General features: G+C 48.2%; 19 protein-coding genes. 10 read left to right on the forward strand and 9 right to left on the reverse strand.

Annotation, left to right across the window (positions count from 1 at the left end; genetic code table 11):
• Nucleotides 1-106: 106 nt before the first annotated feature.
• From BGO59_RS06035 to BGO59_RS06055, 5 genes are all read right to left on the reverse strand, one after another.
• Nucleotides 107-1,747 carry a TldD/PmbA family protein gene (locus BGO59_RS06035; RefSeq protein WP_293682140.1) on the reverse strand — a complete coding sequence of 547 codons (1,641 nt, stop codon included), beginning with the start codon at nucleotides 1,745-1,747 and terminating at the stop codon, nucleotides 107-109.
• A gap of 322 nt (nucleotides 1,748-2,069) precedes the next feature.
• Nucleotides 2,070-3,419, reverse strand: a complete 1,350-nt coding sequence (locus BGO59_RS06040) for a TldD/PmbA family protein (protein ID WP_293682143.1) — start codon at nucleotides 3,417-3,419, stop codon at nucleotides 2,070-2,072.
• 105 nt (nucleotides 3,420-3,524) lie between these two features.
• The gene (locus BGO59_RS06045; protein ID WP_293682146.1) at nucleotides 3,525-5,165 is read right to left on the reverse strand and encodes a TldD/PmbA family protein; all 1,641 of its coding nucleotides are present in this window, start codon (nucleotides 5,163-5,165) and stop codon (nucleotides 3,525-3,527) included.
• A gap of 141 nt (nucleotides 5,166-5,306) precedes the next feature.
• Complete coding sequence (locus BGO59_RS06050; protein ID WP_293682149.1) at nucleotides 5,307-6,641, reverse strand: TldD/PmbA family protein; 1,335 nt, start codon at nucleotides 6,639-6,641, stop codon at nucleotides 5,307-5,309.
• A 112-nt stretch (nucleotides 6,642-6,753) separates the two neighbouring features.
• Nucleotides 6,754-8,412 carry a TldD/PmbA family protein gene (locus tag BGO59_RS06055; protein ID WP_293682152.1) on the reverse strand — a complete coding sequence of 553 codons (1,659 nt, stop codon included), beginning with the start codon at nucleotides 8,410-8,412 and terminating at the stop codon, nucleotides 6,754-6,756.
• Between the two features lie 226 nt (nucleotides 8,413-8,638).
• Here BGO59_RS06055 and BGO59_RS06060 point away from each other — a divergent pair, with 226 nt between their 5' ends.
• From BGO59_RS06060 to BGO59_RS06070, 3 genes are all read left to right on the forward strand, one after another.
• The gene (locus tag BGO59_RS06060) at nucleotides 8,639-8,848 is read left to right on the forward strand and encodes a hypothetical protein (protein WP_293682155.1); all 210 of its coding nucleotides are present in this window, start codon (nucleotides 8,639-8,641) and stop codon (nucleotides 8,846-8,848) included.
• A 62-nt stretch (nucleotides 8,849-8,910) separates the two neighbouring features.
• On the forward strand, nucleotides 8,911-9,123 hold the full coding sequence (locus BGO59_RS06065) for a hypothetical protein (protein WP_293682158.1): 213 nt from the start codon (nucleotides 8,911-8,913) through the stop codon (nucleotides 9,121-9,123).
• An 83-nt stretch (nucleotides 9,124-9,206) separates the two neighbouring features.
• Nucleotides 9,207-9,545: a hypothetical protein gene (locus tag BGO59_RS06070; RefSeq protein ID WP_293682161.1), complete on the forward strand. Its 339-nt coding sequence runs from the start codon at nucleotides 9,207-9,209 to the stop codon at nucleotides 9,543-9,545.
• 11 nt (nucleotides 9,546-9,556) lie between these two features.
• On the opposite strand, the gene BGO59_RS06075 is transcribed toward BGO59_RS06070, so the two are convergent.
• Nucleotides 9,557-9,973 (reverse strand): hypothetical protein, encoded by a 417-nt coding sequence (locus tag BGO59_RS06075; protein ID WP_293682164.1) that lies wholly within the window; start codon nucleotides 9,971-9,973, stop codon nucleotides 9,557-9,559.
• A 252-nt stretch (nucleotides 9,974-10,225) separates the two neighbouring features.
• Here BGO59_RS06075 and BGO59_RS06080 point away from each other — a divergent pair, with 252 nt between their 5' ends.
• The gene (locus BGO59_RS06080; RefSeq protein WP_293682167.1) at nucleotides 10,226-11,305 is read left to right on the forward strand and encodes a hypothetical protein; all 1,080 of its coding nucleotides are present in this window, start codon (nucleotides 10,226-10,228) and stop codon (nucleotides 11,303-11,305) included.
• A 77-nt stretch (nucleotides 11,306-11,382) separates the two neighbouring features.
• On the opposite strand, the gene BGO59_RS06085 is transcribed toward BGO59_RS06080, so the two are convergent.
• The 3 genes from BGO59_RS06085 to BGO59_RS06095 form a co-directional block, all read right to left on the reverse strand.
• Complete coding sequence (locus tag BGO59_RS06085; RefSeq protein ID WP_293682170.1) at nucleotides 11,383-12,456, reverse strand: hypothetical protein; 1,074 nt, start codon at nucleotides 12,454-12,456, stop codon at nucleotides 11,383-11,385.
• 239 nt (nucleotides 12,457-12,695) lie between these two features.
• Nucleotides 12,696-13,139: a DinB family protein gene (locus BGO59_RS06090; RefSeq protein ID WP_293682173.1), complete on the reverse strand. Its 444-nt coding sequence runs from the start codon at nucleotides 13,137-13,139 to the stop codon at nucleotides 12,696-12,698.
• Nucleotides 13,140-13,201: 62 nt separating this feature from the next.
• Nucleotides 13,202-13,906: an alpha/beta hydrolase-fold protein gene (locus BGO59_RS06095; RefSeq protein ID WP_293682470.1), complete on the reverse strand. Its 705-nt coding sequence runs from the start codon at nucleotides 13,904-13,906 to the stop codon at nucleotides 13,202-13,204.
• Between the two features lie 146 nt (nucleotides 13,907-14,052).
• Between BGO59_RS06095 and BGO59_RS06100 the strand changes: the two genes are divergently transcribed.
• The 6 genes from BGO59_RS06100 to BGO59_RS06125 all read left to right on the forward strand — a co-directional run bounded on the left by BGO59_RS06100 (nucleotide 14,053) and on the right by BGO59_RS06125 (nucleotide 19,299).
• Nucleotides 14,053-14,907 carry an alpha/beta hydrolase-fold protein gene (locus BGO59_RS06100; protein ID WP_293682472.1) on the forward strand — a complete coding sequence of 285 codons (855 nt, stop codon included), beginning with the start codon at nucleotides 14,053-14,055 and terminating at the stop codon, nucleotides 14,905-14,907.
• A gap of 70 nt (nucleotides 14,908-14,977) precedes the next feature.
• Nucleotides 14,978-15,802: a glycoside hydrolase family 16 protein gene (locus BGO59_RS06105; protein ID WP_293682176.1), complete on the forward strand. Its 825-nt coding sequence runs from the start codon at nucleotides 14,978-14,980 to the stop codon at nucleotides 15,800-15,802.
• A 121-nt stretch (nucleotides 15,803-15,923) separates the two neighbouring features.
• Complete coding sequence (locus BGO59_RS06110; protein ID WP_293682179.1) at nucleotides 15,924-16,760, forward strand: hypothetical protein; 837 nt, start codon at nucleotides 15,924-15,926, stop codon at nucleotides 16,758-16,760.
• Nucleotides 16,761-17,197: 437 nt separating this feature from the next.
• Nucleotides 17,198-17,428 carry a hypothetical protein gene (locus tag BGO59_RS06115; protein ID WP_293682181.1) on the forward strand — a complete coding sequence of 77 codons (231 nt, stop codon included), beginning with the start codon at nucleotides 17,198-17,200 and terminating at the stop codon, nucleotides 17,426-17,428.
• A complete protein-coding gene (locus BGO59_RS06120) occupies nucleotides 17,415-18,536 on the forward strand; it encodes a histidine kinase (protein ID WP_293682184.1) in 1,122 nt (373 codons plus the stop codon). Before BGO59_RS06115 ends, BGO59_RS06120 begins: the two co-directional genes overlap by 14 nt.
• Before the next feature lie 139 nt (nucleotides 18,537-18,675).
• Nucleotides 18,676-19,299, forward strand: coding sequence for a response regulator transcription factor (locus BGO59_RS06125; protein WP_293682187.1), 624 nt, complete (start codon nucleotides 18,676-18,678; stop codon nucleotides 19,297-19,299).
• The last annotated feature ends 3 nt before the right edge of the window (nucleotides 19,300-19,302 follow it).

Below are 19,302 nucleotides of genomic sequence, written 5' to 3' on the forward strand. Positions count from 1 at the left end.
GGTAGTAGTTAGGAGTGAGTAGCGAGGAGTGAGAATGCTGGCGCAAACCAAAGCGAGTATGCGCCAGCATTCTCACTCCTCGCTACTCACTCCTAACTCCTTTTAGTTATATTTTCCGTCCGGTATTGAGTACGTTGACGCCGTTGAAACGGGCTGTTGAACTGCCGTGCGAGACTGAATTGATTTGAGCGGGTTGCCCCTTGCCGTCGAAAAATGTGCCTCCCATCCGATAATCACGTTCGTCGCATACTTTGACGCAGGAATTCCAGAACTCCTGCGTATTGGACTGATAGGCCACATCCCTAAGCATCCCGACAATCTGACCGTCCTTGATTTCGTAGAAGAGTTGCCCGCCAAACTGGAAATTGTAGCGCTGCTGATCGATGGAATATGATCCATCGCCGATAATGTAAATGCCCTTCTTCACATCCCGAATCATTTCATCGACCGTGAGCCGTTCTTTGCCCGGTGCCAGCGATACATTAGCCATTCGCTGAAACTGTACGGTACTCCAGCTATCGGCATAACAGCAACCCTGCGACTCGGCTTCCCCTAGCATGTGTACCTGATCGCGGATGGCCTGGTAATTAACCAGGATACCGTCTTTAATCAGGTCCCAGCGTTTGGTTTTTACCCCTTCATCGTCCCAGCCTACATCGCCCAGCGAACCGGGCTGGGTTTTGTCGGCAAAGAAGTTGACCACGTTGCTGCCGTAGTTGAATTTCTTCGATTGCCATTTGTCGATGGTAGCAAACGACGTACCGGCCAGATTGGCCTCGTAACCCAGCACCCGGTCCAGCTCCGTAGCATGACCTACCGATTCGTGGATGGTTAGATAAGTGTGCGACGGGTCAAGAACCAGATCGTATTTGCCCGCTTCGACAGATTTGGCTTTTAGTTTCAGACGAGCCTGTTTAGCCGCGGCTTCCGCGTCTTCGAGCATGTCGTAGCCCTGGTTGTAGCGCGTCGTTACACCCGTCAGTCGATCGGCCGGGGCGGTTTGCAGATAGTCGTAACTCCGACCCATAGGAGCACTCAGTGAGTCGCGGGTAGCCATCAGGCCGCTTGCTTTATCAACGGCCGTAACCGTAAAATTGGGCCATATTCGGTGTACATCCTGATCGATATAGGAGCCATCCGTCGAGGCAAAATACTTCTGTTCATTGATCATGAACAGGGTATTGTTGACGAAGTTGGCCCCGTTTTGAAGGGCAATGCCGTTGGCTGTCAGAAGCAGATCGACTTTTTCCTTGACAGGTACTTCAAACGAATGCTTATCGACCTTGGTCTTCCAGCTTACTTCGCCAAATCCTTTTTGTGGGGCCAGTTGAACCGGTTTTTTGATCAATCGGGCATGCGCTTTGGCAAATAGAACGGCTTTTTCGGCCGTTCGGGCTACATCTTCTTCGCTTTGGGTATCACCAATGGCTGCAAACCCCCAGCAGCCATTGGCAATCACCCGAACACCAACACCAAATGACTCGGTGTTGATAATATTCTGTACCCGATTTTCGCGGGTCATAACGTACTGGTTCAGGTAGCGACCAATGCGCACATCGGCATAGGTAGCGCCCTTAGCGGTAGCGGCATTCAAGGCGGCATCGGCCAGTCGCTTTTTGACCGGTATATCCAAACCGGGTTCCAGTAATTCTTCGGCAGTAATGGTACGGGCTAGTGCAGGCATTTTGGGAAGCAGTAGCCCAGCGGCTCCCAGACCAAGTGTCTGAGTAAAGTCTCGACGATTCAAATTGTATTCCTCCTATTGATTGAGTGAGATGAAGCAACTGTTCAGGAAGGTGTGAGAAGCGGTAGCCGCTAACCTGTGATAATCACATCTGAAATTTGAAGAATATTAGCTTGATAATCAAGTGTATGTTGTAAAAAATTTTAATATAAATAAAAATTAAAGAATAATTATTTGAAATATTGTAAAATTTAGAAATAAAATAAGTAAATTATGGTGATTGGCCCATTGAAATAACTGTAGAGTAATTCTAGGGATGGGGTAATATGAAAAAGCCATTAACCCAACGGCTAATGGCTTTCAAAATCAGGTCAAATAAATTGGACTATACCGCATCCGACAGGCTGGTGAACGTGAAATCCCGAATCTTCATGGGAGGAATCAAATTTCCTCCTGCCCGAACCGGCTTGCCCAGCGCTTCGACGTTGTTGAGCATGATGATCGGGCTTTCGTTGAATCGGAAATTTTTAACCGGGAATTTGATCTGCCCGTTTTCGATATAGAACGTCCCATCGCGAGTAAGGCCCGTATAGAGTTGCGTTTGCGGGTCAACAGCGCGGATGTACCAGAATCGAGTGACCAGAATACCTTTATCCGTGCTTTTGATCAGGTCGGCCAAAGACTGATTGCCACCCATCATAATAAAGCCGCTAGGACCCGGAACCGGCTTGACGCCTTTTTTCTCGGCCCAAAAGCGGGAATAGGCCATGTTTTTGACAACCCCGTTTTCGATCCAGGTGCGTTTTTCCTGCGGAATACCTTCTCCGCCACCTCCGCCGAAGCGGCCACCACCGCCCCCACCAAAAGGTGAAAGTGGTAATTCGGCATTCATCGGATCAGTAATAATGGTGACCCGTTCGTCGAAGAGTTTTTCGCCCAGGCGAGTACCGCCCCCTTTCTTGCTCAGAAACGAGCGACCTTCATCGGCGCTGCGGGCGTCAATGCTACGCATCATGTTTTGCAGCAGTTCGACGGACGCCGTTGGCTCCAGAATCACGGTGTATTTACCGGGTTCGAGCGCCTTGGCGTTAACCGAAGCCAGTGCTTTTTGCATAGCAATTTCGGTAGCGGCTTTGGTGCTAAGCTTACTGATGTCGGTTACGTCTGGATTGGCATAGCCCGAACCCGTACCATCGGCGGTACGAACAGTGATCGAGAAATCAACGTTTGTCGATTTGTTGTAGCCAAATAGCCCTTTGCTGTTGCCAATGGCGGCAAATCCGGTGGTATCTTCCATGTACCCGGCAGCCGTCAGATTCTTTTTCTTACAGGGATCGATGCTGTCGAAAGCGGCCTGCGCCCGAAATTCAGGGTTGATTTTAGCGGTGCTTTCCGCATAAGTCCCCGTTTCCAGATACGTCTGAGGTCCTAACATCGGCATATACTCCGGGTTTTCGGGTGCCAGTCGGGCGATTTCCTCGGCCCGCCGAACGGTTTTTTCCAGCGAGGCATCATCAAACTCGTTGATGGTTGCGGTTCCCGAACGTTTGCCGAAAACAGCCGTTACTGACAGTCCCAGATTGTCGGATTCGCCACTGGTCGATACCGAGTTGCGGGCGTAGCGAATGTTGCCTGTCCGGTTTCCGTTCAGGCCAACGCTCATTTCGTCAGCCTTCGAATACGACAGAACTTTGTCGATTATTTTCTTTGCTTCGTCTTTGCTTAAGATAGCCATGTCTTTAGAGAGTAGTTAGGAGTGAGGAGCGAGGAGTGAGAATGCTGACGCAAGCCAAAAAAGTATACATCAGCATTCTCGCTCCTAACTCCTAACTACTGTTTTTTAAATTTTTCTTGCTGTATTGATGACATTGACCCCGTTGAAGCGGGCTGTTGCACTACCATGCGAAACGGCACTCGATTGTGGGGGTTGCCCCTTACCATCGTTAAAGGCACCGCCAAGTCGATAGTCGCGTTCATCACAAACGGCTACGCAGGAGTTCCAGAATTCGCGGGTATTGGCCTGATAAGCAACGTCTTTTAGCATGCCGACAATCTGGCCATCCTTGATTTCATAGAACAACTGCCCACCAAACTGGAAGTTATAGCGCTGCTGATCGATGGAGAACGAGCCATCGCCGATGATGTAGATACCTTTCTTGACATCCTTAATCATCTGATCGACGGTCAATGGGGTTTTGCCGGGAGCCAGCGATACATTGGCCATCCGCTGGAATTGTACCGAACTCCAGTTGTCGGCATAGCAGCATCCCTGTGATTCTTTCTCGCCAATGATATGCACCTGATCGCGAATGGCCTGGTAATTGACCAGAATGCCATCCTTCACCAGATCCCACTTCTTGGTTTTTACGCCTTCATCATCCCAGCCAACAGCCCCTAGTGAACCGGGTTGGATTTTATCCGCGAAGAAATTGACCTCTTTACTACCGTAGTTGAAATTTTTGGTCTGCCATTTGTCGAGGGTCGCGAACGACGTACCGGCGTAGTTGGCTTCGTAGCCCAGCACACGGTCGAGTTCGAGGGGGTGGCCAACGGATTCGTGAATGGTCAGCCACATATGCGACGGATCAAGAATCAGATCATACTTACCCGCTTCGACCGACTTAGCCGATACCTTCTCTTTGGCCTGCTTAGCGGCTGCGACAATGTCTTCCATCATGTCGTAGCCTTTGTTGTAGCGGGTCGTAATCCCCGAAACTTTGTCGGCTGGATTGACTTGCAGGTAATCGTAGCCCATGCCCATTGGCGCACTCAGCGAATTACGGGTAGAGAAGCGTCCATTCGCCGGATCAACAGCCGTAACGGTGAAGTTCGGCCCGATGCGGTGAATATCCTGGTCGGCGTAGGTGCCATCGGTGGAGGCAAAATACTTCTGCTCGTTGATCTGGAACAGGACATTGTTGACGAAGTTGGCGCCGTTCTGCATAGCGGCTGCGTTGGCGGCCAGCAATAAATCGACTTTCTCTTTAACGGGCACTTCGAACGCATTCCGTTTGATGGGTGCTTTCCAGCTTACTTCACCGAAGCCTTTCTGCGGAGCCAGCTGTACGGGTTCAGTCAGGAGCCGGGCGTTGGCCTTGGCGATGTTGACTGCCGTTTCGGCGGCTTTGGCCACAACGGATTCATCGCGGGCATCACCCACAGAGGCAAACCCCCAGCAGCCGTTGGCAATAACGCGTACCCCAACCCCATACGATTCGGCGTTGATGATGCCTTGCACCTTGTTTTCGCGGGTAAGCACGAACTGGTTCAGGTACCGACCAATGCGCACATCAGCATAGGTGGCTCCTTTGGCTTTGGCAGCATTCAGCGCGGCATCAGCTAGGCGTTTCTTTTTCGAAACATCCATGCCCGGTTCGAGCAAGGCTTCGGCCGGAACGTTTCGGGAAAAAGCAGGCAGATTGGGCATCATGATTCCGGCAGCGCCCATGCCTAAAAGTTGATTAAAATCTCGACGGTTCATATTTTTTTAGGCTATTACACAGATCGGACCGCCGAAGCGGATGCACAAAGCATCACAAAGATTCACGGAGCGAAAAATTAGAAAAGCGTTTGATGCCATCGCGTAACATCTTTTCAGGGCGTATCTCTGTATAACAATTGTTTAGACTGCGTCTGATAAGCTTGTAAAGGTAAAGTCTCTGATTTTGAGGGGAGGAACCAGGTTTCCACCGATACGAACGGGTTTGCCCATAGCTTCCAGGTTATTGAGCATAATAACCGGGCTTTCGTTGAAGCGGAAGTTTTTGACCGGGAATTTGATCTGCCCATTTTCGATGTAGAACGTCCCGTCGCGGGTAAGGCCCGTGTACAGCAGCGTCTGTGGATCGACCGGGCGAATGTACCAGAGTCGGGTAACGAGTATACCTTTTTCCGTACTCTTGATCATATCGGCCAGCGATTGGGTGCCGCCTTCCATAATGAAGTTACCGCCCGGAGGAGTTGCATGAACGCCTTTCTTTTCGGCCCAGTAACGTGAGTAGGGCATATTCTTGACAACTCCCTTTTCAATCCAGGTTACCTTCTCCTGCGGACGTCCATCACCACTGAAGGCACCCGTAGGAACGTCCAGGTTGGTAGGGTCAGAGTAGATGGTGACGCGCTCATCGAACAGCTTTTCACCCAGCCGGGTACCGCCCCCTTTTTTGCTCAGGAAAGAACGACCTTCGTCGGCATTGCGGGCGTCCATCGACCGAACCAGCGCTACCATGAGCGACGCATCGACATTGGAGACCAGCGCAGCCGGTTCCAGAATAACGGTGTATTTACCCGGTTCCAATGCCCGGGCATTGGCCGAAGCCATGGCTTTCTGCATGGCAATCTCCGTCATATTTTTCGTGCTGAGTTTCGAAACATCCGTCACGTCCTGGGTTGCATAACCCGAGCCTAATCCATCAGCCGTACGAACGGTGATGGAGAATTCGACGGAGGTTTCGCGGTTATACGCCGATAGACCCTTGCTGTTGCCAATGGCATTGAAACGGGTCGAATCTTCCATGTACCCGGCGGCTACCAGATTCTTTTTACGGCACGGGTCAAGGCTGTCGAACGTCGCCTGTGCGCGATAGGCCGGGTCCATCTTAGCCGTATTTTCTGAATACGGATCGGTCGATAAATACGTTTGCGGCCCCAGCATGGGCATGTACTCAGGGTTTTCTGGAGCTAGTCGGGCGATTTCCTCGGCCCGTCGGACGGTTTTTTCCAGCGAGGCATCATCAAACTCGTTGACGGTTGCCGTACCGCTTTTCTTGCCAAAAACTGCCGTTACAGCCAGCGATAAATTGGTGCCTTCGCCACTAGTCGATACCGAGTTGCGGGCATACCGAATATTGCCGGTTCGCCCACCTGTCAGGTTGACGCTCATTTCGTCAGCTTTCGAGTAGGAGAGGACTTTATCGATTATTTTTTTTGCTTCGTCTTTGCTTAAAATGATAGCCATGTTTTTTTTAGGAGTATTAGGAGCGAGTAGTGAGGAGCGAGAATGCTGGCGCCTACTCTCTGGCTTGCGCCAGCATTCTCGCTCCTCACTACTCGCTCCTAATTACTTTTAGTTATATTTTCCGACCCGTGTTGATTACGTTGACCCCGTTGAAGCGTGTGGTTGGGCATCCGTGTGAAACGGCGCTTACCTGCGAAGGCTGACCCTTACCATCGAAGAACGAACCGAATGTACGGTAGTCGTCTTTGTCGCAAAGCTGAGCGCATGAGTTCCAGAACTCCTGGGTGTTCGACTGATAAGCCACATCATCGAGCATCCCAACGATTTCGCCGTTTTTGATTTCGTAGAAGAGTTGTCCGCCAAACTGGAAGTTATACCGTTGCTGGTCAATGGAATACGAGCCACGGCCGATGATGTAGATGCCCTTATCGACGCCCTTGATCATGTCAGTGACGGAGCGTTTGTCGGTGCCGGGCTGCAACGATACGTTTGGCATCCGCTGGAACTGTACCGAATCCCAGTTGTCGGCGTAGCAGCACCCGTTCGATTCTTTCTCGCCCAGAATGGCCACCTGGTCACGAATGGCCTGGTAGTTGACCAGAATGCCGTCTTTGATCAGATCCCACTTTTTACAGGGAACGCCTTCGTCGTCGTAGCCAACGGTGCCCAGTGTATTCGGCTGTGTTTTATCGGCCACAATATTCACTAGTTTGCTACCGTAGTTGAACGACTTGCTTTTCCACTTATCGAGGGTCGCAAAGCTGGTTCCAGCGTAGTTGGCTTCGTAACCGAGTACACGGTCGAGTTCGGTAGGGTGGCCGACGGATTCGTGGATGGTCAGGCCGAGGTGGTTGGGGTCCAGAACGAGATCGTACTTACCGGGCTGGACGGTTTTGGCCGTTAGTTTCTCTTTCGTTTGTTTGGCCGCCAGTATAGCATCTTCGACCATATCGTACGAATTGCGGTAGCCAATCAGGCCGTTGGGAGCCGCAATTTTTTCAGAAGTCAGGCCGTCCAGGTATTCGTAGCCCATGCCCATTGGCGAACTGAGCGCATCGCGGGTTTTGAACTTGCCAGCCGCCCGATCGACCACCGAAACCGTGAACGTAGGCCAGATGCGATGAATGTCCTGATCGATATACGACCCATCGGTAGAGGCAAAATACTTTTGCTCGTTGATGAAGAACAGGTTCGACGTCATGAAAGCCGCGCCATTTTTCATGGCCTCCCCGTTTACTTTCATCAGTAGGTCGATCTTTTCCTGAACGGGAATCTCGAAAGCATTTTTCTTGATCGGTGTTTTCCAGGTTACTTCGCCAACTCCTTTTTGCGGAGCCAGTTGAACGGGTTCGGTCTGAAGTTTCGAGTTCGCTTTGGCAATGGCTACGGCGGTTTCAGCAGCTTTGGCAATGCCATCGGGGGTAACGTTACTGGTGGCGGCAAATCCCCAGGTTCCATTGGCGATTACCCGGATCCCCACGCCAAACGATTCAGCGTTGACAATGTTCTGCACTTTCATTTCGCGGGTAAACATGAATTGTTGCAGATAACGGCCAATCCGAACATCGGTGTACGTAGCGCCTTTGCTTTTAGCTGCATTGAGGGCAATATCCGCCAGGCGTTTCTTGGCCGCGTTGTCGATGCCTACGCCCCGGCCACTGGCTTCCAGCAGGTATTCGGGCGATACAGAACTGCCCAATACCGGCACTCCAGTTGTCAACAGGCCACCAATGCCTAATCCAGACAACTGGATAAAATTTCGTCTTTGCATTTGAGAGATTGAAAACTTAAAGGGGTTACTTGTTGATGACTAAGCGGGTAATCCCGTAAAAAGCTACGAATATGGCTAAAAATGCTGAACAGATAGTAATTGAAATGCTATTTTATCGAGAATGATAGCGGTAAGTGTTACGCTTTACCTAATATTATTCGGTAAAAATACTTATTGACAACAATTTTTGTAGAGAGCAAGGAACGCATTTAACTACGGTACAGCAATGCAGGCGCAACAATTGGAAGAGTTTATTCAGGATGTGCTGATTTCGATTCACGCCAACATCCGCGATCTGGAGGAAAAACGAACCTTCGCTGACCCTGAAGAGCATGATTATATCGATGGTCGGCTCTTCAGTTATGGTGAAATGCTGGCTATTCTGCGTGCATCGGCCCACGATACAGGTATCGACCCCAAAGCGATTGGCTTGTAAGGATATTATTGTGATTAATATAATAGGCTTAGTAATTTTGTAGAGAATAAATCCATTGTGACATGACATTGGTGATAGAAATAAATGATCAACATAAAGTGCTGTTCGAAGAATTAGCTAAAGCACTTGGAGCAACTATTCAAGTAAGTGATGAGGCTTCTGATAATGAAGAGGCTGTATTAACGCGAATTGAAAGTGCTTATAAACAGGCTAAAGCAGACCAACGTGGGGAGATAGAATTAAGAACGCTAGACGATTTTCTTGAAACGCTCTAAGTTATAAATAGGCACTTTTATATTAATCGTATAGAAAATCTTTTTGATCTCTAACTAGGTAGCTTTGTGAAAAATCAGGGCTAATGGAGTACAAGGTTGTTATCACGAATGATTTTGCACGTGATGTAAAGCGTCTGGCGAAGAAATTTCCTTCTTTGAAAGATGATCTATTGGAATTACAAGAGTCGCTTAAAAAAGAACCAATACAAGGAGATTCGTTAGGGAAAAGTTGCTATAAAGTACGCTTGTCTATAAAAAGTAAAGGGAAAGGAAAATCAGGAGGTGGTAGGGTAATCACCAATGTTTTAGTTATCAAACAAAAGATATATCTTCTGGCGCTTTATGATAAGTCAGAAGTTTCAACGCTAACCGATACCAGAATTAGCGAATTGCTTGCCAATATTGAAGACGGCGAAGAGTAGTTAAATTTCTTCTACAAACGTACCAGCGTTCGGGTGGCAGTGGCAGGCTGATTGAAGCCTAGTTCAAAAAAGTTTTCGAGCCTTAGTTTACTGTCTTGTAGTTCAATGCGGTAGCCGGTTCGTTTGGACGAACTGGATAAAAGACTCTGCACCAGAATGGTATCGCCCTGTAATTCGTACTGATAAAGGCCACTACCTATTTTCGGTAAAAGACTGCCGCTCGAATTAAGCTCTTTTCCACGGTCAACCCGGAGGGTATTGGGTAGGGGAGTGCCCTGATACAGCGGGTTAAAAATAACCGTGTCTCTACGGGTTGAGCTTTCGATCCAGACGCCGGTTAAGGTTTCGGGCGAAACGGTATCTGATGGTTTACAGGCCAGGAAACCAAGGCTGAGGAGCAGCGAAACGAACGTAGAGAGGGTGCGCATAAGGAGGGCTATTTTCGAAATAGACTCAGCTTGTGGCATCAGGGTTGGAAAAGAGTGAAAAATTGTTGCCCCATATCAATACTGAACCCTCGCTGGATTAGTGAATTGGCCGGGTTTTTATGCCAGTTATTAACTCATCAAAGCCGTTCGTTCATTGGGTATACATTGGTAGCGGCCTTTGTATGCATTTTTGTGTAAGGGTCTTTGCTTACGTGTTAGGCATGATTCGTACTCTTTAGATTCCATTCACAAATGTTTGGTTATATTTTCTTCTTTCTGACCGCCTGCTTTTATATTGGTCTGGCCATGGTGACGGCCTCCAAACCCAATCTTAGTGGCGAAAATGCAATGGGGCATGGTTTGGCATTGTTCTTTTTGGGAGCAGGCTTTGCCCTAATGAGTCTGGCACTGGTTATTTCGATTAGTGTCGGTGGTGGATTCAACTGGATTTCGCAGGATAGCGGTACACGCCTACTTGTTGGGTTACTGACCTGGCTGGTTGTAGCCTTAACCACCTTCTGTTGTGCGGTTTTTAAATGGGAATGGTACAATGATACGCTGTACCCGGAGTTTTTACACTGGCTGGCCGTTCGTAATGGGCAGTTGTGGCTATCGCTGCCTTGGTTAATAGCCTGTGCACTTTCGCTCAATACCACCTGGCAGTCAACCGCTTCTCCCTATGCCTTTAAACTGCCCTTCTGGTTTGCGCTATGCGTAGGTGTCGTATATAGCGGTGGGTTATTGATTGGCTACCTTCGTGAATCGGCTAAATCGGCTCAAACTTACGCAGCAGAAGAGAGTGCGCAGCGTGATCAGTGGCACCAGCAAACGTTGGATGAAATTGCCAGACAACAACCGACCGACCCTATCATTAATTTGTTGAGCCATGCGAATCGCTTTCGGGACGACGATGTTCGGGAAGCTGCTCTTGAAAAGATTAAGGCCCACCCGAATTGGGAAGCCGAAATTCTGGCCTTACTGAAAGATGGACGATCGTATCGGGAAGTATATGATTTCTTGGATGGTAATCGGGTTGAGCATCCTGACCAGTTTGCGGAACCGCTGAACCAGAGTGTTTTGTGGCTGGCCGACAACATAAAAGAGGAAATTAAAGACAGCAATAACCTTCAGCACTGGAGTTTCGATATGTATGGTATCGATAAAGTGCTACGAGTTATAGACGATCAGTTTATGAATCAGGGAGTCGATTTCTATCCGAGTATTGTCAGGCTAAAGCAGGCGTTGGATACCACACCCCCTGAACGATTCAAAGGGGTTCGATTCTCGATAGCTGGGGAGGTAGACCGATGGCTTAAAAGCCACAGGAAATAGCTTGATTGCCGCTTGGTAAGCATCTTTCCGAGCGTGTTAAACAGAAATGCTCGACACGCTCGGAAAGATGAAATTTATTATTTTTTCGCCTTTTTAGGCTTACTTTCTTTGGTGTCAGCCTTTTTCTCTGGTTCAGGCGCTTCTTGGGTCTTCGCTGCTTTAGCGGCCTTAGGCGCTGAGGCTGGTGTAGCTTCCGAACCAATAACCGATCCTCTGACGAACGTTCCCCAAGTCAGGTTATCGCCCCCTTTCTGTGCTTTTTTAGCCCGCTCGATGGCCATATTGGCAGCCGCTTCAACAACCCAGTCAAAGTTTTCCTGCCCTACCGAGTGGACATCGGCATCGGGAGCGGGATTGCAGAAGTCGATGGCAATGGGGATACCGTCACGAACCGCAAATTCGACCGTGTTGAAGTCGTAACCCAGGCCGTGATTTAGTTTCAGCACATAGTCGTGCATGGTAGCCAGTAGCTTCTTACCGGCATCGCCGGTCGTTTTCATCTCGGCGGCATACCGCAGATGGTGCGGATTACGAGGTTCATACGGCATAATTCGTACGTCTTTCCCGCCAATGCAATAACAGCGGAAATAGTCGGTAAAGTCGATGGCTTCCTGATAGAGCATTACCAACTGACCTGTTTCGTCGTAGGCTTTGAACATCTGCTCAGGATTATCCACTTTGTACACACTTTTCCAACCCCCGCCCGCATGAGGTTTCATGAATGCCGGAAAACCAATATGGTTGAAAATGGCATCCCAGTTCATATGCCGCAGATTGCGAAACGAATTATGATTCGTATCGTCCGGCCGCTCCTTGGAAGGCAGCAAAATGGTTTTAGGAACGGGTACCCCCAACTGGACGGCCAGCGCATTGTTGAAAAACTTCTCGTCGGCGCTCCACCAGAACGGGTTATTCACAACAGCAGTACCCGTTAGGGCTGCATTTTTCAGAAACGCCTTATAGAAAGGCACATCTTGTGAAATCCGGTCGATGATGACCGCGTAGTCGGTGGGAACGCTCTGTTCAACCTGCTCGATGGAAACAAATTCGGCCGGGAATGCACTTTGCTTTTCATTAACACGGTCGACAAATGCCTGTGGGAAGGTGTTTTCCTGGCCGAACAGGATGCCTATTTTGGTTTTCTTGCTCATAGTGAAACGGTTACTTGCTGAATAAAGTGATAACAAAGAACCTGATTGTCTGTTTCGTTATGATGGCAAGTTGCGGTTGTTTTTCATCAAAAACAAAAAAGCACGAACAGGAAGAACGGTAGCTTTCAGAAAGGCTGGAATGAATAATTGGCTAATAAAATTCTCAACCAAACTATCTACTAATGTCGGCTCGTTTTCAGTGAATTAGTTTGTCCAAAGCCAAAAACGACCAATGTAGATTAGATAAGTGTTTTTAGATGATGTTCCATATGAAGGACATAGTCATCAAAAAGCCATTGTAATGTTTTAGCCCCTGCTTGTGTCGTTGCTGGTAGTTGAATTGGGGTTGATAAGGTGGTAGCCGACATGGCTTCGATCACGTAACCAATCTGTAGGTTCAAACTGCTCCAGAGCGTCAGCAAATGAGATAGGGGCAAGTCCTGATACTGGTTAGCTCTGACCAGTTCATCCTGATTATACGGCAGAATCGGATACGGCCCGTCGGCAAACTGGCCATCGGTGAACCGTTTCAGATTGTTTATGGCCGAATCGATCAGGTGGCCCAATACCTGCTTGCGCGACCATTTGCCGGGAAGGTGTCGGGAGAGTTCCTGTTCGGGTAGTGCGCGGAGTAGAGGGGGTACATCGTCAATATGCCTGCGGAGTCGATCAAGTGTGTGCATACAAGTAAAGCGGCTGGAAAGCCGCTGCTGATAAATAGAAAGCGGCTTTCCAGCCGCCTTACTCAGATCATGCTTAAGTACCTTGGAAACTGATCTTTCCAGACAGGCCAGTCGTGATTTCCCCAGGGGGTTACGTCGAGCCGGTGCCGAATTCCTTTCCGACTCAGAATCCCCGACATCTGATAATTGTCATCTTTACAGAAATCGTATTCTGAGGTACCCAGCACGATATTCATGTGGTAGAATTCATCGTTGTGCGCGTTGGGCAGAAAATCAGGCGGATTGTTGTAATAGACGTTATCATCATAATACCCGCCCAGAAACGATTTGATATTGAAAGCAGCGCCCATTGTGAGCAGGTGTCCCACTTGCTCTGGATGACGAAAGGCAAAATTCAGCGCGTGATACCCCCCAAACGACGCCCCCGAAACGCCAATCTTCCGAACATTGCACTCACGCTGTATGCCCGGAACGAGTTCTTCATGAAGAAAACGGTCGTAAAGAACATGGTTCCAAATCCTTGTGCCGGGATGCAGGTGTTTGGCATACCAACTGTCGCGGTCGATACTGTCGATGCAGAATAGTTTGACCTTTCCGGTTTCGACAAACCACCGGGCTGTTTCGGTCAGACCAAAATCTTTGTATTCATAATAATGGCCCATAGAGGTTGGAAATAGCAGAATCGGGTAGCCCCAGTTGCCGTATACCAGCATCTCAATATCACGGCCGAGGTGATGCGAATACCATTTGCGATAATCTTCCTGCACGTTAGTAGTGGGTTGATGAAACTCAATAAAAATTGGTTGAAAATAGGACAAATCACCGTCTCCGGCAAAAAACAAAGCCACTGGTATCGAAAAAATTAGCTACTTTGTGAATTGTGATCACTACACTTCTGGCTTTTTTTGTGCTTATGGCTGACTCTATACCGGCCCTTTCTTACGCCGAACATGCCACCGTAACGGTTCGGCGCGATGATTCGTTACATTCCGTTCCACTCAATCGAACGGTTCGTCTGGATGTTGTGCTTCCGCCCGGCTACGAGACTTCCCAACAAGCCTATCCGGTATTGTACATGAACGATGGCCAGGATCTGGAACGCCTGAGAATGACGGCTATTCTGGATTCGCTGTATCAAAAACGGGCGATTCGTCCCTTTGTTCTGGTGGCTATTCATGCGAGCGACCGGATTCAGGAGTATGGCACGGCAGCGCAGGCCGATTACATGCAGCGAGGGAGTAAGGCTGGTTTGTATACCGATTTTGTTCTGACCGAGTTAATACCGTACGTTAAAAAACATTATCGCATCCATACCGATCCGGTAAGTTCCGTGTTTGCGGGTTTCTCACTGGGTGGGTTATCGGCCTTTGACATCGTATTTCATCATCCTGATCAGTTTTCAAAAGCGGGCGTATTTTCGGGATCGTTCTGGTGGCGGAGTAAAAGTACGGCCGATGGCTATCGGGACGAAACCGACCGGATCATGCATGATCTGGTCCGGAAAGGTTCTTACCATAAATCGCTCAAATTCTGGTTCGAAACCGGCACGGAAGACGAAACCAGCGACCGAAATAACAACGGCGTCATCGACTCTATTGACGATACACTCGATCTGATCAGCGAGCTTGTCAAAAAAGGATACACCTATTCGGCAGGATCGAAATTGTCCGACATACGGTATGTAGAGATTAAAGGCGGCAAGCATAATCAGGAAACCTGGAGCGAAATCATGCCCGATTTCCTGACCTGGGCTTTTGCGAAAGAGTGAAAGAGTGGAGTGGTGTACAGGTGAACGGCTTTGGCAAAAGACGGGATAAATTTGGTAGCTTGCGCTTACTATGAAAATATTACTGATTACCAATCTGTTGGCAGTTAGCGCCTTACTGGCGTTTAAAAGCCCTGACTTGCCGATTATACCAGGTACGTCTACAACTGCCGGAGGCTACAAACTTGTCTGGTCGGATGAATTTACTGAACCGGGTTTGCCCGATTCAACCAAATGGGGTTATGAAGTTGGGGGAAATGGCTGGGGAAATAATGAACTTCAATACTATACGGCCCGACGCTCTGAAAATGCCCGGATCGAAAATGGGAAACTGATTATCGAAGCACGCAAAGAAGCTTGGGAAGGTAAAAACTACACGTCGGCCCGGCTGGTTACGAAGGGAAAAGTAGAGTGGAAGCATGGCCGAATTGAGGCATTGGCGAAGTTGCCTACGGGCCGTGGTACCTGGCCTGCCATCTGGATGCTCGGGTCCGATATTTCGAAAGTAGGCTGGCCTCGCTGTGGCGAAATAGACATCATGGAACATGTTGGGTTCGATGAGGGCGTTGTTCACGGAACTATCCATACCGAAGCCTATAATCACGGGAAGAAAACGCAGAAGGGGCAGGAGGTAATCGTAAAAAATGTAGGCACCGATTTTCACCTATATGCCATTGAATGGACGGCCGATAAAATTGATTTCTTCGTCGACAATCAAAAATACTATACCGTTGAGAAGGCTACGTTAGGTAGCGAAATAGCCCAGTGGCCGTTCGAACAGCCGTTTTTCCTGATTCTGAATATGGCCGTTGGGGGCAATTGGGGCGGACAGAAAGGTGTTGACGAGAACATCTGGCCTCAACGGATGGAAGTCGACTACGTGCGGGTATATCAATAGGGGTGAGTCCCATGATTATGGGATTGGAATGGAGGAGGAGGGAATTGTACTTTTGTAAGCTATAATTAGTTACGTTTTTTATACATCTCTAAATCTATTCACCTTTTTCCTGAACGACTCCATGGCCCACTCTTATCCTGTCTCATTTCCCAATTTGTCTGATCCTCGCTATGCGCCTGAAGAAGGCTTATTCGCTGTACACGAAGGGGAAAAATCGCCTATTGATCCTACTTCCTGTATTGCTAATTTTAATCAAATAGTTGGCCAGCGAGGCTACAGACAGGTTCCTTTTTTTATTTCTAAGGCTGACTGGAAGCAAATTCTGAACCCAATGAATATATTTCCAGGTCAATTTCCGAAGGGCTCCGAGACGTTATATGCTATAGCTTTTTGTTATTGTATTGGCGATGGAAAGCCAGAGCATGATTTTGCTTATTTACGGTTACGCCTGATTTTTGCTAAACCTACTAAGCCTAAACCGCTTGGGTCTGGTTTGGGAATAGGTCATCAGTTAGATTTGTCTTACCCAGATTTACCTGCACATGTGTATACGTCGCCTATCGGCCGCACAACGAAAGCAGCGTCAGGCATAAGTGCTTTCCAGTGGCTCGTAGACAGTGGCTCGGTTCTTGAAGTTGGGCAAGATGTTGATCGTTGGTCAGGTCGATTTCATGATACTTACTTCCCTAAAACCGAACCTTTAGCCAAGCCTCCAACTTATCAATACTATGAGGGAAATATTGTTGGGAAAAAACGACTTCAGGATATTTTTGATCGTGAAGTAATTAAAGGAAAGAAGGACGGGATAACTATACAATTTGCGTACGACGATTTGAGGAAAAAAATTTTCCTGGTATTTAGTATAAACCCAACTTACACTACCCTAGGCGTAGACGATCCATTGAAATGTCCGCCACATCCTACAAATGTCTGTGCCCCCGCGAATTTCGCGGAGTGATAATTTAGCTCCGTTGCATCGTCATGGACCTTTCCGGTGTTTATTTTGTTAGTTTCTATCTGCAAATGGCATCCTATATCCTGCCTATTTGGGTAGGGTATAGGCATCGGGCATATTTCGACCCGTTGTTACGCATTTTTTTTCTTTCAATTTTTCTTTCATTTGTTATCGATTGTACGTCCTGGGTCTTAGTTCAATTCGCACTTCATAATCATTATCTGGATTATTTTTTTAGTTTGAATTTATTCCTAACGAAAATTTACATTTTCAGAGGCTTTATTCAACAGACAACTTATCGGCAAATTGTTTTTTTCTCAGGCATCGCTATCCTGCCATTATTTTTTATTGATTTTTTCTGGGGGGCAGGAGCAGGGCATCATAACGCCTTTTCAGGAACTGTAGCCAATATGTGGATTACGCTGGTGACGATTTATGGAATGAGACAGTTAATTCTGACAATAGCCTCACCACTGAATCAACAGCCTTTTTTCTGGATATTTCTGGGTATATTGATCAAGCGCATTTTCACGCTTCCCGATAGTTTATTCTCTGATTATATCCTGACCGTTTCGGTTTCGGCCGCTTATATTTTGTATTCGTTTACATACCTGATAAGTGTAGTAGAAAATATGCTTTATGCCCGTGGCCTTTACTATGCTAAAAAATAAATGTTTCCTGCTTTTTTTTTTGCTGGCTATACCCAGCTACTTAGTAGGAAAAACCATACAGATCGACTCCATTGTTTCACCAGCTATTGCCTACAATAATCGACTACAGACCGTTTCGTTTCGGCAAGTTGATTCTGCTATACTCCTAAGACCAGATCAGAATTTCTTTTATATCTATTTTCATACTCCTGATACGGTTCGTCAGGTTGAATACCAATTACAGGGGCTCGAGACGTATTTCCTAACCACAACCAATCGATATGTGTATTATACTAACGTGCCTGACGGACAATATACGTTTCTGGTTAGGGTCAAGCGAAATCCGCAAATTAATCAGCGACTTGTGATTACTGTTGAGTCTGTAGCTTGGCGAAAATGGTGGTTTAGCCCATTAGTTTTCCTGTTTATTACTACGATTATCGGTATGGTTTTTTATTTTTTCTACCTCTATCGTATCCGGCAATTTCTTCGCCTGCAACAAACCCGCGACCGGATTGCCCGCGATCTGCACGATGATATGGGTAGTTACCTTAGCAGCATTAGTATCCTGAGCCGGAGTGCCCAGCGTTCGGTAACCAAAGACCCGGCTAAAGCACAGGCGACGCTGGATCGAATCGGGCAGACGGCCCGGCAGGTGATGGACTCAATGGGCGACATCGTCTGGAGTATTAATCCCGATCATGATTCCATGACGCAGGTGATTGCCCGGATGACTGATGTCGCGTCGGCCCTTTTTTCGACGGATAATGATCATTCTGACCAGGTTTCCTGGCAGGTGGATGTAGCGGACGAGGTGCGACAGATACGCTTATTGGCAGAGAATCGACGGGATTTCTTTTTGATTTACAAGGAAGCCATTACGAACGCTGCCAAGTATGCCCAGGCGAGCCGGGTTAGTGTCCGGTTGCGTTGTGAAGGAAGTTTCCTATGCCTGGAGGTGGCCGATAATGGGCGGGGGTTCGATCCACAAAATCCCGAGCGTCTGAATCCGTCGGGCGGCAATGGATTGCGGAACATGCAAAATCGGGCTGCTCTGTTGAATGGTACCCTCGTTATAAGGTCCGAACCTGGGCAGGGCACAACGCTTACCATACGTTTTCCGGTGTAAGGGTTTTACACTAGTTACCCTCCTGGCGTATCCCCCAAATATGGGATACCTTTTAGGGCTAGATTGACTGTATCTTTACCTGACTGTAGAGGATGGGAGAGCTCGGCTATGCGTTCTTTCGTTCATTCACTTTTTTCTTATGCCGATTCGTGTCCTGATTTATGAAGACAATGCTCCGCTGCGTGACGCATTAAGTACGCTGGTTGATGATGCCGACGAGTGTGTGCTGGTGGGTGCATTTGGCGATTGTGTGCGGGCGAATGATCAGGTATATCAATACCAGCCCGATGTTGTTCTGATGGACATCGACATGCCTGGCCGGGATGGGATTCAGGCCGTTATGAGCATCCATCGGGAGTTTCCGACTGTGGAGGTACTAATGCTGACGGTATTTGACGACGATGACCGCGTATTCCGAGCCTTGTGTGCAGGAGCTTCAGGTTATTTACTCAAGAGCACAACACCCGACCAGATCACCGACGCTATTCAGTCGGTTTATGCGGGTGGAGCTCCTATGTCGCCCAGCATTGCCCGGAAAGTAATTCAGACATTTCCAGCGCGGGCTGGTCAGAGTGCCAACCTCGATCAATTGACCGCCCGCGAAAGTCAAGTGCTCCATTATCTGGCCCAGGGGCTGAGCTACAAACTCGTCGCGGCTGAGTTGGGCGTTGGTATTGAAACCGTCAGAACTCATATCAAGCGCATTTACGAAAAGCTGCACGTGCATTCAGTAGTCGAAGCGATTGCCAAATATCGGCCCTAACAG

It is taken from the genome of Spirosoma sp. 48-14 (assembly GCF_001898575.1).
Lineage (GTDB): Bacteria > Bacteroidota > Bacteroidia > Cytophagales > Spirosomataceae > Spirosoma.